The following is a 13780-nucleotide window of genomic DNA, read 5'->3' as shown; positions in this document are numbered from 1 at the left end:
GTTATTCCTTGCAAAGTTGTGGCAACGGTTTACTCCGCAGCCGCTTTCATTTTCTCTTCAAACGTACCTATCTCTTTACTGAGCGCTTTGAGGTCCTCGTCGCTCATCTTCATCAGCAGTCCGTACATGACATAGTTTTTACGTTTGCCCGATTTGAAGTCCATCAATGCCTGATAGACGTAAGCCTGATCCCTGCCGATCAGTTTCGGCCCGACCGCACCTTCCCCGTTGACACCGTGGCAGGAAGAGCACTTCTGCTTGTACATGGGGCTCACTTTGAACGCCATGGCGCTTCCGGCCCGCTCGCGCAGCGACTTGAGTTTTTTGGCGACTTCATCCTCTTCTTTCTTCATCTGTTCCTCGACACTTACCGGTTCCTCAATCTGCTGAATCGGCGGGGTGGAAGTTTTGGCCTGGGGCACCTCCATCTTCGTTTTTTCGATGATGTCCCGAATCTGTTTGAAGCGTTCCGATTCCCGATCGAGCTGATACATGAAAACCATTGCCCAGATGGCCAGAAGTGTGGCGATTGCAGCGATAATGTGTCGAATCATTGTCTACCCTTTCTCATTTCCTGGATTTGTTTGTTGAATTCGGCGATTTCGTCGGCGATGCTTTTGAGTTTGGCGTCGTCCATCTGCGCGACGAGCTGTTTCATCAGTACATTCTTCTTTTCGCCCGTTTTGAAGGCGATCAACCGTTTATAGATAAACTCGCCATCCTTGCCCAGAAGCGACGGTCCGATAACCCCGTTGGCGTAATCGTCATGGCACGGCGAGCATCGGATGACGAAATCCTTGCTCAGCTTTTTGATCATCAGTTCGATCTGCACTCTTTCATAAGGCGAACGGATATTGAGGTAGGCATCGAGTGTCGTTCGGCGGTTGCTCTTCTCTTCCGTCGCATTCTTCTCTTTGTTGTAGGAGTAGTAGAACTGGCCCGTATTCTCTTTCGATTTCTCTTCGGCACCACTCTTTTTCACTGCGCCTTTCGTCACCTTGATCTCTCCGGGAGCGCTTTTTTGTGCCTCTTGTTTCTTCTCTTTTTTGTCACCGCAGCCGGCGAGCCCAAGTATCAGGGCACTTGTCAGTACCATTGTCACTATTTTACGCATTGTTGTTTCCTCCCCCGTAAATGTCGGTATAGCTTTTGCGCGGTATCACTTTGATCACATCGGTCGGGCAAAGTTCCACGCACGCGCCGCAGCCGTTGCACGCCTCCCTGATTTCCGGAAGCATGCCTCCGCCCGCCGCATCCACCATGCCGATCGCCAGTGTGTGGTCGGGATGGAACGGGCACATATCGGCGCAAATCGTACAGGATTTCTCACCGCGATGCTTTTCCAGTTTGATAAGCAGCTCTTTCTGCAGTTGGACTTTTTCCGGATCGTTGGGATCGACGGTCACTTTTTTCGAACGCTTCTCCTCTTCTGTCAGCACTTTCGTATGCTCGTAAATGCGGTCGATGGCGCTGTCGGGTACGGGCTTGCCGACTTTGGCAAGACACCCTTCCGGGTTATGGACCACGGCGACACCCATATGAACATACTCAATGCTGTCATGCTCATGGTTGAGCGCACCGCTGGGACAGGCGAGAATACAGGGAAATGCCTCACAGAGATAGCATCCGCGTTCACGAGGTTCGATATAGGCCATCCCCACGCCCACTTTTCCGTCGATATCCTCCAGCAGTATCGAATCGTAGGGGCATACCTGCAGGCATTGGCCGCATTTGATACACAGGCCGATGAATTCTTCTTCGGGTACCGCCCCCGGTGGACGAAGTCTGCTTGGAGCCGCTTTCAGATAGGGGGCACTCAGGATACCACCGGCCGCGGCAAGGCCGAGAACACCCAACCCTGTCATCTGCTGTATGAATTTTCTGCGTTTTCTCTTCTCTTCAGGTGTCATTGGAGAACTCCCTTTCTAAATCTTTTTCGAACATCACCGGATGGTCATCCTTCAACAGCATCACCGGTTCGGAAATCGGAGCCAGCTTGGCCAGAAAGTTCATTATCGAAACGATGGGCGACGCATAGAAAAACTTGATATTGGGATTGAGCATCCACATGCGGTCCGCATAGTAAAAAAGATGGTACGGCGTGTCGCCGATGCCGTCGCCGTCTTTGTCGAATCCTTCGTAGTCATCCCAGTAGTTTCTGTCCCAGAAATTCTTGACCGAATGGAGCATCACCTGGTCATCGTCAACCACATTGTCGATATTGCCTTTGAATATGTTTCCGACAATATTGTTGGAGACACTCAATGAATGGAAATGGATGCCCTCCGAATTGTAGAGAATCCTGTTGTTCTTGATCGTGTTGTTCATATCGGGCTGAAACGGGGAACGGTCGATGTAAAGCCCCCGCGCGCAGTAGATCAGCGTATTGTCGATCAGCGTAAAGTTGCTGGCATCCTTTAGACCGATTCCAAGCCCTGTCGTACCCAGCGAATTTTTGATGACGTTGCCGATCGCCACGGTATCCTGCGAATACATGAAAAAGATGCCGACCGAATTATGCTCGTAGGTGTTGTAGAGAACGTCATTCTTTCCCGCATACATGAAATGGAGCGAATAGCGGCTGTACTCCCCGAAATTGTGGGCGATCGTGTTGCCGTGGCTGTACCAGACCACCATATCCCGTGAATGGGTGATCGTATTGTAGCTCACGTTGTTGTCGTTGCTGTACCAAAGACGTATCGCATCGCCCCGCAAGCCCAGCGAAAAGGGCTTCGAGCGTATCCAGTTGTGTGTCAGCTGCGATTCGTGTACCTGCTCCAGGTCGATACCGAAAAGGCAGTCATCGATCCTGCAGTGATCCACCGTCACATGCTTCGCGTTTTTTATCGAAATGCCGGCGTCGACATTTTCATGTTCGCTTCCGCTGCCAAGAATGGTCAGGTTTTTGATAGTGACATAGTCGCTTCGGATCTTTATGACGGTTCCGTTCTCATCTCCGACTATTTTTGCCTTCTGGTCGACGCCATCGATAATCAGCGGCTTGTCGATGAAAATATTCCCGTGATATTCGCCCGCCGGCAGTTCCAGCCTGGAACCGGGTTCGGCATGGTCGATGGCTTCCTGCAGTACATTGGCCGCCATCAACCCCGCTGCCGTTGCCATCATCATCACCGCTTTTCGCATCAACCTGCCTGATTATGCCTCTGCCGCAGCCAGTTTGCGCGCTTTTTTCTTGGAAATGATCGCCAACAGACTGAATGCACTGATGGCCAGCAGTATCCAAAAGCCCGTCGTCGGATAGGAATGGGTCGTAAACTGGGCCACTTTGCCGTCACCGAAAACCGTGGGCATGAAGGGTTTGATTTTGAAAGCTCCCCACTCGTGCATATGGTGGCCGAACCAGTAGAGCCAGTAGGCATAAAATCCCAAAAATATGACAGGCAGTACAACGGGAAGCAGCATCAGCAAATCCAGGATTTTGCTGTCATACACCATGTAATAGATCATTAAAAGTGCCACGAGCACAAGGGCATAGGGCGCCAGCGCGCGCAGATAGGGTGCTCCCCTTTCCATCGGATCCATACCGATATAATGGTTGATCGTGTTCATCTCGTGCACGTCACCACTGAATCCGTCGAAGTGGTAATAGACGGGAATCCCTTCCGGGAAGGCTTCTTTGGGGTAGTTGGGCGCTTCAAGCGCCACATACCAGATAGGGGCGGAGACGACAGAGAGTTCTGCATCCTCTTCTATCATTTTCTTTAGATCGCCTACCGCCTCTTTGGGTGTGGAGGGGCTGACGTATATGTTTTTCGCGTAGTAGTTCCACACCTTGTAGGCTACGGGAGGAATCTTGTCGGCCTTTCCCGCACGTACCAGCTCTATCACATCGTGGGTAAACACTGCCGGAATGACAAAATAGTACATCAGCAGCCCAAACGCGATGAATGTAAATATTCTCGCCTTGGTCAATGAACTTTTCATAGCTCTGTCCTTATGAATAAAGTTGGGTTGATTATACATTAAATTGTCTATCTATTATTTGATACAGGTCAAATAATAGAAATTACTGATGATTTCAATAAAATTGACGAATAATTATAATAATAAAATCGATAGTGGGATAAGAGGAAGCAGACCGGGAAAAATCCCGGCCTGTCAGGAATTAGAAGAGGTTGGCGTTTTCATCCACCCACTTGAAGTATTCGATGATATCCTTGATCTCCTGATCGCTCATACCCTGATTCGGCATGCGCAGATTGAAGTAGTTGATCATCGATTTGACATACGGATCGTTATATTTGGATTTCGGATCTTTGATGAATTCCGCTACCCATTTTTCACCATTTTCGTGTCGCTGGAGAACACCGGTCAAATCCGGTCCGGACGAAACTTTGCCGATAACATGGCAACCACCGCATCCACCTTCGTTGAAGGCGACTTCACCGCGTTTGGCCGCTTCGCTCATCGGTGTCGCGATTTTGCGGATCAGCAAGTCTCGGGCACGAATGCCGACGTCCGCCGTTTTGACCATGTACTGCCAGATCATGTTCTCAAACAGAATCGCTTTTTCAAGATCACCTTTTTTGTGATATTCGTCAGCTTTCTTCTTCTGCTCGGGAATCTTGCCGTACTGATCGAGGGCATCCTCGACGAGCTGCTTGACGACCGGATATTTTTCGTAATGGTTCTCTTTGAGGAACTTCACGACACTCTGGATGACCTTGTCGGTCGCCGCATTGGTCGCAACGATCTTCTCATACTCTTTTTTCAGCTGCTCGGGAGACATTTTCGCCATTTTCAGTTTATGCGCGGAGACATATTTCTTGTTCGGATCTTTGACGAGCAGATAACCCATCATCTCCAGGTGAAGCGCCGAACAGAACTCTGTACAGTAGTATGGGAAGACACCTTCGCGGTCGGCTTTGAATGTCAATGCAACCGTTTTGCCAGGCTCGAGAGAGGCATGGATATTGTAATCATCCACAGTAAATCCGTGGGTTTCGTCTTCCGCCCGCTCCAGGTTGGTCAGGTAGAAGGTGACCGTATCTCCCAGATTGACAGTGACATGCTCTGGGTTGATATGCGAACGTACAACGGTACCGTAGACATAGACATGGTTGCCTTTGCGAACGATTTTCTCCTGTCCCGCCAGAGTCTTGCCTTCATGGATTTTGCCGGTGAAGGGGTTGGTGCCCATCTTGTAGCGAACATGGGTATGGAGCTTGCTGGCACGGATCGCAACAGCCTGGTGGGGTTCACCCAGAGGCAGAGGCATATCGTACAGAAGCTGCATCTTCTTGCCGCGGATATCGATAAGCTGGTGGTTTTGCGGATGCAAAGGCCCGATGGGATTGAAGCGGTCGATCGCCAGTTTGTTGAGCGCGATGATATATTCGCCCTGAGGATCTTCCGTTTTGCCCTCCATACCGCAGAGGTGGCCGATGTTGTAGTTGACGTTGACACGGTCTTCGACTTTACATTTCAGGTAGTTCCATTTGACAACCTGGCTGTCAACATAGAGAGATGTATAGATCTCCCCTTCCGTTTTCCATTTCGGTCCGTACTGGTTATGCAGGGGTCCGAGGCCCAATTCAGCCTGACAGTGCGCCGCTTTTTTCAGGTCGATGATCGGAATACCGTAGGGATCTTTGCCGACAAAATCTTTGCTGTCGATCGCCTTTTTGATTTTATCCCAGCTGTAAACCGTCGCATGGGTATCGAGCTTGCCACAGACAACGATATATTTGCCATCCGGGCTGACATCGACACCGTGTGGAGATTTCGGTTCAGGAATCAGGAAAAGGGCATTGTTTTTGACGGCGACATCGATCGGAATGACCTTGTGACCGTTGATGATCTTGACGTTTTTGGGATTTTCCGCCAGTTTGGCCAGTTTTTTCCAGTTATAGACATGCAGGTAGTCGGTATCGTTCCGGCTCATTCCCGCTTCAAACGGTGGAAGCCCCTTTTCGATACCACCGGTATACATTTCGGAATTGAAAGAGTTGGTGAAACCCCATCCGTAGCTCGCCTCTTTACCGGCATCGGAGAGGTCCTGCATATAGGGGGGCATTTCGATCGTGAACGATTTTTCCGGAAGGATCTTTCCGTGTTTATGGTCGAATTTCCAGACAGTGACACCACCTCTGAAGCTCTCGGCATACTCATCCATCGGATGGTAGTTGTTATCAAGCGGTGCACCGTACTGGCACGCTTCGAGGATATATTCGCTGTTGGGCGTAAAGAAAGCCCCGCCGTGGTCCGATTTGAAAACGGGGTTGACGACGATCTGTTTGGTAACGAAGTCGCTCAGATCGATCACGGCGAGACGCGGGTTGGCCTTGTCGTTGATGACCAGCCACTTGCCGTCGTATTTGCCATTCGTTTCGGAAATCGCCGGGTGGTGCGTGTCACCCCAGGTGATCTGTTTACCGCGAATTTTACCCTGGGCCAGCACTTTCTTGGTGTCATCGTCATATCCCCATCCCTGCCAGGGCTCGGGCGTGAAGACACCGATATACTTCAAAATTCTCATGGACGGTACACCGTATACGATGATCTGTCCGGACTGTCCACCGGAACTGAATACGATGTATTTGTCCCGTCCGCCGCTGGGTGTGTAGGTTTTGGCTGCCGCCAGCAGATCCTGCTGCGTCAGTCCCCGCTCTTTCATCACTTTTTCAAGCTCTGAACTGGCGGAGGCCATCGACACACCTACCAGAGTACCGATCGCTATCATCGATAGCTTCTTGACGATCGAACTCATGCTGCCTCCTTTTTAAGTTTTCCTGAAATTACAGGCTGAGTTTTTCAATTAAATGAAAAACCCAAACTGCATGTTAAAATAATAGTTAATTTAACGTTAATTTTTCTTGACGTATGTCAATTTTTTGCAAAATCATTTATAGTATAAATCAGTTAAAATAATGAAAAAGGGGCATTCCATGAAGCGACCGGAACCTAAAAACGAAGAGATTCAACTCGACAATACCAAATACATCGAAAGCCAGACGGATACGAAAGGGATCATCACCGATGTCAACGACTATTTCTGCGAAATATCGGGGTACTCCAGGGACGAACTGATCGGTCAGCCCCACAGTATCGTCCGTCATCCCGACATGCCGAAAATCGCTTTCAAACTCCTGTGGGACCGTCTGAAAGCGGGCAAGAACATCAACGTCGCCATCAAGAACCTGGCCAAGGACGGACGCTACTACTGGGTGTTCACCCACTTCGAAATCATCCGTGACATCAACACCAAGGAGATTACAGGATACCGTGCCTATCGCAAAGCGGTCTCAAAACATGTCAAGGATGTCCTCGACCCGCTCTACAGAAAGTTGACGGAAATCGAAAAAGAGGGCGGTATGGAGGCCAGCGAAAAGTACCTCAACGAAGTATTGCACGAAGCGGGAGAGGATGTCACTTTCGACAATCTTCTCGAAGAGATCCATCGATTCTACTGATTTAGGCACGGCAACCGTGGCCGATTCGATCATCGATGATCGGTGATTGGGAGACGCGGCATGCTTCGGTTTCCCATTAACTCTCCGCCATTTTCACCGGTGCGCAGCGGCGCTCTCACCCCTCTTGAAGTGGCACAATCCGACCATACGTCCGCAGCCAATCAAAAAGCTCGGTAAAAGGTTCGTTGGGCTCCAGCGTTCCCCCATCACCGATCATGACAAGTTTGCTTTTGGCACGGGTCATCGCCACATTGAGTCGTCGACGGTCTTTGACGAACCCGATCGCTTTCGCCGGATTCGACCGGACGAACGAGATGAGTATCACCTCCTTCTCTCTCCCCTGGAAACCGTCGACACTCTTGACTTCGCAGGCCAAACCTTCCTCATCCATCCATTGGCGAATCCGTTTGACCTGGGCCAGGTAGGGCGTGATGACACCCACTTCTTCGGGCGAAACGCCTCCTTCGGAAAGTGACCTGACAATTCTGCCTATCCACTCCGCTTCGATCGGATTTTCATAGGAGGTCGAGCGTACCTGCAGCACCTCGTCGGCATCCAAAGCGGAAGTGTCGCCGAACACCACCGGTTTTTCGGGATCGAGCAAGGAGGCAATCTGTCTATCTGCCGAAAGCTCGGCGAGGGCGAGCCTCCTGCCGGCGACCGAAGCATCGGCCTTCAGGGCACCGCCGTACATCAGGCGGTTGGGGAAATCCATGACCGTTTCGTTCATCCGGTACTGCACCTTCAGCATGGCCGAGGGCACCCCGTTTCTTTCCATCAGCCGTTCAAAAAGAGAATGTCCGAGTATGTCAAGATTGCTGATCACGGTCGGCGGCAGCTGTTTGTGATCACCCGCCAGCACCGCTTTGGGCGCACGCAGCATCGGCATCAGGGTCGAAGGCTCCATCTGCTGACTCGCTTCGTCGATGACAGCGACATCGAAGGTCACACCTTCGAGCACCTCCGAACCGATCATGCCGTTGGTCGAAAGCACCACATCGGCTTTGGCGATGATATCGCGGACGATGGCGGCTTCCAACTCGCGAATGGCACTGTAGAAACGCTCGACTTTTTCATCCTCCCGGATCCACGCGGCCATCGATTGGATCGTTTTGACATCCACCCCGCGATAGGCTCTTCCCGTCGCCGCCAACGTCTTGACGCGCTCTTTCGACATGCCTCTGAGCCTCGCGGATGTCGGCTTGCTGTAGCGGTTCCTCTCTTCCACCAGTTTCTGCGCCTCCTGAAGCATCGCTTTGACTCTCCTGCTTCTCTCGTCCCGTTCGACCTGTGCGAAAAGCGAGTAGGATTCCAGTTTCTCCCCGATACGCGCCGGATGACCGATACGCACCATCCCGAGAGTATCGGATTCGGCCAGTTTTTCGAGCATATTGTCCACAGCGACGTTGGAGTCGGCGGCGGCGAGTACCTTTTTCCCTTTCGCGACGAACTGCAAGATCGCCTCCACAACCGCCGTCGTCTTGCCGGTTCCCGGCGGTCCGTGAATCAAAGCGACATCTCCGCTGCCCAGTGCCAAAGCCACCGCTTCTTGCTGTGTGGCGTTCAGTCGACGGTTTTTTGGATCGAAAGGCACCGCTTTTGCCGGCATCGGGTCCGCAAGGCCCAAAACGATGTCCCGCATCCTGCTGTAGGGCGCCGGCATGTGGCGCATCGTTTCGAGATTGGCCTCCATGCGCTTGAAGGTGATGTCGTTGACATAGAGATCAAGACGGATCTGGGCCTCCTTGACCCACGGGGGCGGTTTTTGCGAAAAGGCGACTTCGACAAAATTTCTGGCCACCTGCATCACTGTCGCCGTCAGCTCGCTTCGGAGAGGTTCTCCCCGGGATATCAGAACGATATCGCCGCTGCCGATCTCCGTTTCGATGATCCGGTCACGACTGAACCGCACCAGATAGAAGTCGAACTTCTGTCCGGCCGAACGCCCTTTGAGTCCCAAAATCGCGCGGCCGTAGATTTCACGCTCCCTGCCGCTGATGGAACGAATCTCGCGCAGCCGCGCCTGCATCTCGGCATGCCGTTCCACATCGATCAGCGCCTTGTACTCTTCGATGTAGTCGTGAATCTTTCGGATACGGTGTTCCAGTTCCCGGCTGGGAACCATCTCTTTGGGAAGTTTGAAGTAACTCTTTTTTGTGGGAATATAGAGAATCCACCCGTCCCCTTCGAAGGTACGGGCGATATTGGAGGGTTTGATTTTGTGGCGACGCAGCCGAGCGGACCGTTTCCGCGCATCGAGCGAGGCGGGCAGGACGAAAGGAAGCGGTCGCTTGGGGGGCATCAGGGTTCGGTATGTTCGGTGCTGCTCTCCGCTGCCGACTCGCTTTCGGCGGATTCATGCGCAGCTTCCGCGGATTCCTCCACAGCACCCTCTGCCGCTTCCCCAACGGCTTCGGCAGCCTCCTGCACTTTTTCATGCAGAGCCGTACCGGCTTCCTCCGCCGCTTCCTGTGCAGCCTTTTGCATCGATGTTTCCTCTTTGTGTTCGGCTGGTGCCGCTTCATGGGACTCTTCCGCGGGGGCGGTTTCTTGAGAACCTTCGCCCGGCACGGCTTCATGATGCTCCATAGCAGGAGCCGTTCCATGCGATTCTTCGGCGGGAGCGGTCTCTTTCATACCGCTTTCTTGCTCCCCGGAGGGAGCTTCGGAAGCGCCTTCTGTCGCCGGAGCCGCTTCGTGGGATTCGGCGGGCGTTTCGGTTGCCTTGCCGGCGGGAGCCTCCTTGGCCTTCTTGAGATCCTCTATCTCGTACTCCATCTCGTCGACTTTGTCCTGCAGCTGGTTCACCGCTTCGACGTTTACGCCGTATTTATAGACCAGTTCTCCGCCGTCTTTGCCCTGTTTGAACAGGACACCGATGAAGATGAGCAGCATCGCGAGGAAAAAGTCCCGCGCCCATGGCTTCTTGACCAGCATCGCCAAAAGCTTCAGTACGAAAAGCACCCCGATCGCATAAACCAGATAGGTTCCCAGCAGCTTGTGGAACTTCAACTCCTCCTGGACTTCCGGAGCGAGCAGCGCGAAGGCGTTCGAACCGTCGGCTTTTCCCGCGAAGAATGCTCCGGCATAGACCAGAAGCGCCAATGTCATCAAAAAGAGCGATGTCACGCTGACGGCACGGTTTCTTGCTTTGATGTTGGCAATTTCGAGCAGAAAGACGATCACGGGAATCGCTATGGCGAAATGGACGAAGATCGGGTGCACAAGCAGCGGCACCTCGAAGGGCAGCTTGATTGGAATGTCGATGACAGGCAGGCTCATGGGTTCTCCTTGATTCAGTGGATTTGTGAATTTGAACGATTATACATAAAAAAAGCTAAAGAAAGAGAGTCTATTCCGATCTCTCGATATATCGCAGTTGAAGCCCCTCATCGGTCATGACAAATCCGTGAATGACCACTTTGCCCTCGTGGACGAGCCGATGGTGCCTTTTGCAAAGGGGAATGAGATTGTAGCGGTGGTTCTGGTGGAAGTGGCCGATCTTTCCCTCCGCATCCGCCTTTGCCCTGGGCGCGATATGGTGCACCTCCTCCACAGGTGCGCCGCAGAGGGCGCAGCTGCTGAGGTAAAGCTCTTTGTTGTAGCGGCTTCGCTTCTTCTTTTTCAACCGCTTGATGCTCTCTTCGTTTCCGCTGAGCGATTCGCGGATCGTGTAGGCGGTCTCAATGAAACGTCGGTCCATATGGAGGGAACGGGCGAATTCGAGCCCGTAAAGGGTACTGCCCGAACCGGGCATCAGTTTTCGGTTATACAGCAGCCTGTCCTCCGCTTCGTCGTATTCGACCGCCAGATGCAGGAAAACGACCCCATCCAGCCCCGTCACCGTTTCCAGTTCGGTCAGTTTGTGCAGGTGCGTCGCCACGATGAAAAGGGTCCCAAGATCGTGGAGCCTTTTTACCGCGCTGGCGACAATGGCCAGAGCCGATTCGGTTTCGGTGCCGTGGCTTATCTCATCACCCAGGACAAGCGAATGCCTGCCGGCTCTGTTGAAAATATTCTTGAGCTCCATCATCTCGATGGCGAAGGTGCTGAGCCCCTTGTAGAGATTGTCCTTGCTCACGATGCGCGTAAAAAGCTTGTCGAAAAGGTGAAAACGCATCGAGGCGGCGGGAACGAAAAAGCCGGCCTGCGCCATGATGACCGCCATGCCGACACTTTTCATCAAAGAGCTCTTGCCGCTGGAGTTGATGCCGTAAAGCAGCACGCCTCTAACCGGCTTGTTGTCGCTCGCCTGGAGAGTGACATGGTCGTGCACCGCCTTTTTTGGCAGATCGCCCATCATCAGATCGTTGGGTATGTAGATACCGTTCTCTTCCCGGGATTCGATGAGAGGATGGCGCAGTCCGATGAACTCCAGCGTATGCTCATCCCCGTTCTCTCTTCGGGTGAGTATTTCGGGGCGAACATAGTTAAACTGCTTCGCCGCCCGCGACGTGGCGATCGCCACGTCGAAACGGCCAACGAATGCGATGATCTGCTCCAGAAGCTGCGCATACCGTTTTTCGAGCAGCTCGAGTGACTCGACATAGCTCTGTTTGATGAGCGCCACGATGCGGGACTGGTTCGCCATGACCGCCCTGGAGATCTCGTCGATGAGCTTCGACGTGATCTTGACGCTGTTCTTGAGCTTTTTGTAAGTGAAATCCCGCAGGAAATAATGGTTGCCGTCCAGCAGGAGAAAACTCTCCATCAGATCTTTTTCGATCATGCCGAAGCGCGTTCGGGTCATGGTGAGGAAATAGCCCTCGCTCTCCAGCCATCCGAGGGTGACATATTCGGTATCGCTTTCACCGCGCTCGAAAAAGTTTTCGACATGCAACCGGATTGCTTCGAGCCTCTGCATCTGTTTTCTGTTCTCTTCCACAATCTGATCGACAAAGAGATTGATGCCGGGCTGGAAAATGTTGCTCTCAATCTGGTCACGGCGGTATTTGGCGCACTCATCCAGCAAAAAAGTCCTCTCCAGCTCCTTCACGAACCCTTCGATCCGGACCCGCAGATCCTCTTCCACGTCGATTCCGATCCCTTGTGCCTCCCAGACCAGCTGTTCGAGCGCTTTGAGTGAATCGTGCAGATAGACGATCTCAAAGGGGTGAAGCTTGCCCAGTTTGATACGGCGCAAAATCCGCTCCAGGTCATAGACCTCTTTGAGCGTATTGGCGAAGTTCTGGGTATGGTCGGCCACCTTTTCGGCCAGATCGTAGCGGCGTCGCAGCTCCTTCTCGTCGCAGATGGGATTGAGCAGCCGCTCCTTGAAAAGACGCTTCCCTATGGCGGTGGATGTCATATCGATCAGTTTGAGCAGCGTCATCTCGTCAGGGTCCCGACTGATGATATTGAGCTGTTCCAGGGCATTGTTGCCCAGGTAGACGAAGTGCTGGCCACCGAGAAACACGGGACGGTTCATCTTTTCGATGAGTGCGGCATCGTGCTCGATGATGAAATCGATCAACAAAGAAAGCGATTCGGAGGCATAGGGGTAGCGTTCCAGGTCGAGATATTCGATGGGGCTCAGAAAGGAACGTATGCCGTAGACATTGGCGAACAGTTCGTTTTGGTAGGCGATTTTGTGATGAGTGGTTCCGACGGTGTAGCTGATATGCCCTTCGATTTCGAGGTAGCGCACGATCCATTCCGCATCGATCGAGGCATCGTTGAGTGTCAGCAGCAGTTCCGAGGTATTGTAACTCTGGAGCATATTGAAGACTTCGTCCAGGGCGTACGTCTTGTCCTCCCTGGTACCGTGTATCTCGTTAAGCCAGGTCTTCCCGGTGCTCACATCAATGGCACTGTAACCGCAGGAGTAGATGCCGTTGTTGATATCGACGATCAGGCTGACCAGATAGTTTTCGGTCGGCTCGACGAGATAGTCGAAATTGGTTCCCGGCGAGAGGATGTTGCCGATATAGCGTTTGACTTTGGGCGGCACGCCTTTCTGCCGAACCAGTACGATGGTGTATTTTTTGCTCTGAACGAGACGAGAAAGGTACCGGTCCAGCGAGACCGAAGGCCAGCCCGCCATCATCGGATTGGCGACGGAGTTTTCGAGAATGGTCTTGTTTTTTCTTGTCAACTGGATATTGAGCAGTTCGGCGATCTCTTTGGCCTTGCCGATTTTAAGAGTGTCGTTGTTGACTTCATACACTTCGAAAAAAGTGCCCACTTCCATCACGACGACGGTATCCGGACCGTACTTTTCCTCGAAACGCTTCTGAAGCTCGAAATAGATATCGGTCAAAAGCCGTTTCTTGTCATTCAAAAGCTCGTTGATCGCTTCGATCTGCACCCGTCGTCACCTTCCTGTAGCAATAAAATAATTATATCCA

General features: G+C 52.4%; 10 protein-coding genes. 1 reads left to right on the top strand and 9 read right to left on the bottom strand.

The genetic code is table 11. From position 1 onward, the window contains the following. Positions 1–29: 29 nt before the first annotated feature. The 6 genes from JMG82_RS10470 to nosZ all read right to left on the bottom strand — a co-directional run bounded on the left by JMG82_RS10470 (position 30) and on the right by nosZ (position 6730). On the bottom strand, positions 30–554 hold the full coding sequence (locus JMG82_RS10470) for a c-type cytochrome (protein ID WP_201352679.1): 525 nt from the start codon (positions 552–554) through the stop codon (positions 30–32). Continuing rightward, positions 551–1114, bottom strand: coding sequence for a c-type cytochrome (locus JMG82_RS10465; RefSeq protein WP_201352678.1), 564 nt, complete (start codon positions 1112–1114; stop codon positions 551–553). Before JMG82_RS10465 ends, JMG82_RS10470 begins: the two co-directional genes overlap by 4 nt. Then, the gene (locus JMG82_RS10460) at positions 1107–1910 is read right to left on the bottom strand and encodes a 4Fe-4S dicluster domain-containing protein (RefSeq protein WP_201352677.1); all 804 of its coding nucleotides are present in this window, start codon (positions 1908–1910) and stop codon (positions 1107–1109) included. Before JMG82_RS10460 ends, JMG82_RS10465 begins: the two co-directional genes overlap by 8 nt. Then, positions 1900–3144: a nitrous oxide reductase family maturation protein NosD gene (locus tag JMG82_RS10455; RefSeq protein ID WP_201352676.1), complete on the bottom strand. Its 1245-nt coding sequence runs from the start codon at positions 3142–3144 to the stop codon at positions 1900–1902. The genes JMG82_RS10460 and JMG82_RS10455 overlap by 11 nt, the downstream gene beginning before the upstream one ends. A gap of 12 nt (positions 3145–3156) precedes the next feature. Then, on the bottom strand, positions 3157–3945 hold the full coding sequence (locus JMG82_RS10450) for a cytochrome C (protein ID WP_201352675.1): 789 nt from the start codon (positions 3943–3945) through the stop codon (positions 3157–3159). Positions 3946–4126: 181 nt separating this feature from the next. Continuing rightward, the gene (gene nosZ, locus JMG82_RS10445; RefSeq protein ID WP_201352674.1) at positions 4127–6730 is read right to left on the bottom strand and encodes a Sec-dependent nitrous-oxide reductase; all 2604 of its coding nucleotides are present in this window, start codon (positions 6728–6730) and stop codon (positions 4127–4129) included. Between the two features lie 178 nt (positions 6731–6908). Here nosZ and JMG82_RS10440 point away from each other — a divergent pair, with 178 nt between their 5' ends. Then, positions 6909–7433 carry a PAS domain-containing protein gene (locus JMG82_RS10440; protein ID WP_201352673.1) on the top strand — a complete coding sequence of 175 codons (525 nt, stop codon included), beginning with the start codon at positions 6909–6911 and terminating at the stop codon, positions 7431–7433. A gap of 115 nt (positions 7434–7548) precedes the next feature. Here the strand turns inward: JMG82_RS10440 and JMG82_RS10435 are convergent, their stop codons facing one another. The 3 genes from JMG82_RS10435 to JMG82_RS10425 all read right to left on the bottom strand — a co-directional run bounded on the left by JMG82_RS10435 (position 7549) and on the right by JMG82_RS10425 (position 13740). Next, the gene (locus JMG82_RS10435) at positions 7549–9735 is read right to left on the bottom strand and encodes an IGHMBP2 family helicase (protein WP_201352672.1); all 2187 of its coding nucleotides are present in this window, start codon (positions 9733–9735) and stop codon (positions 7549–7551) included. Then, on the bottom strand, positions 9735–10715 hold the full coding sequence (locus tag JMG82_RS10430) for a DUF2231 domain-containing protein (protein ID WP_201352671.1): 981 nt from the start codon (positions 10713–10715) through the stop codon (positions 9735–9737). The genes JMG82_RS10435 and JMG82_RS10430 overlap by 1 nt, the downstream gene beginning before the upstream one ends. Positions 10716–10785: 70 nt before the next feature. Further along, complete coding sequence (locus JMG82_RS10425) at positions 10786–13740, bottom strand: MutS-related protein (RefSeq protein ID WP_236579136.1); 2955 nt, start codon at positions 13738–13740, stop codon at positions 10786–10788. Positions 13741–13780 lie beyond the last annotated feature (40 nt).

Origin of the sequence: Hydrogenimonas urashimensis, from assembly GCF_016593255.1 — a bacterium.
Classification (GTDB): domain Bacteria; phylum Campylobacterota; class Campylobacteria; order Campylobacterales; family Hydrogenimonadaceae; genus Hydrogenimonas; species Hydrogenimonas urashimensis.
Note: the sequence above shows the minus strand (reverse complement) of the source record. Positions and strands in the feature narration are given on the sequence as shown.

Excerpts from the sequence above, each read along its gene's own strand:
- JMG82_RS10465 (WP_201352678.1), bottom strand. The coding sequence starts at position 1,114 with ATGCGTAAAATAGTGACAATGGTACTGACAAGTGCCCTGATACTTGGG.
- JMG82_RS10460 (WP_201352677.1), bottom strand. The coding sequence starts at position 1,910 with ATGACACCTGAAGAGAAGAGAAAACGCAGAAAATTCATACAGCAGATG.
- JMG82_RS10455 (WP_201352676.1), bottom strand. The coding sequence starts at position 3,144 with ATGCGAAAAGCGGTGATGATGATGGCAACGGCAGCGGGGTTGATGGCG.
- nosZ (WP_201352674.1), bottom strand. The coding sequence starts at position 6,730 with ATGAGTTCGATCGTCAAGAAGCTATCGATGATAGCGATCGGTACTCTG.
- JMG82_RS10450 (WP_201352675.1), bottom strand. The coding sequence starts at position 3,945 with ATGAAAAGTTCATTGACCAAGGCGAGAATATTTACATTCATCGCGTTT.
- JMG82_RS10470 (WP_201352679.1), bottom strand. The coding sequence starts at position 554 with ATGATTCGACACATTATCGCTGCAATCGCCACACTTCTGGCCATCTGG.
- JMG82_RS10435 (WP_201352672.1), bottom strand. The coding sequence starts at position 9,735 with ATGCCCCCCAAGCGACCGCTTCCTTTCGTCCTGCCCGCCTCGCTCGAT.
- JMG82_RS10440 (WP_201352673.1), top strand. The coding sequence starts at position 6,909 with ATGAAGCGACCGGAACCTAAAAACGAAGAGATTCAACTCGACAATACC.
- JMG82_RS10430 (WP_201352671.1), bottom strand. The coding sequence starts at position 10,715 with ATGAGCCTGCCTGTCATCGACATTCCAATCAAGCTGCCCTTCGAGGTG.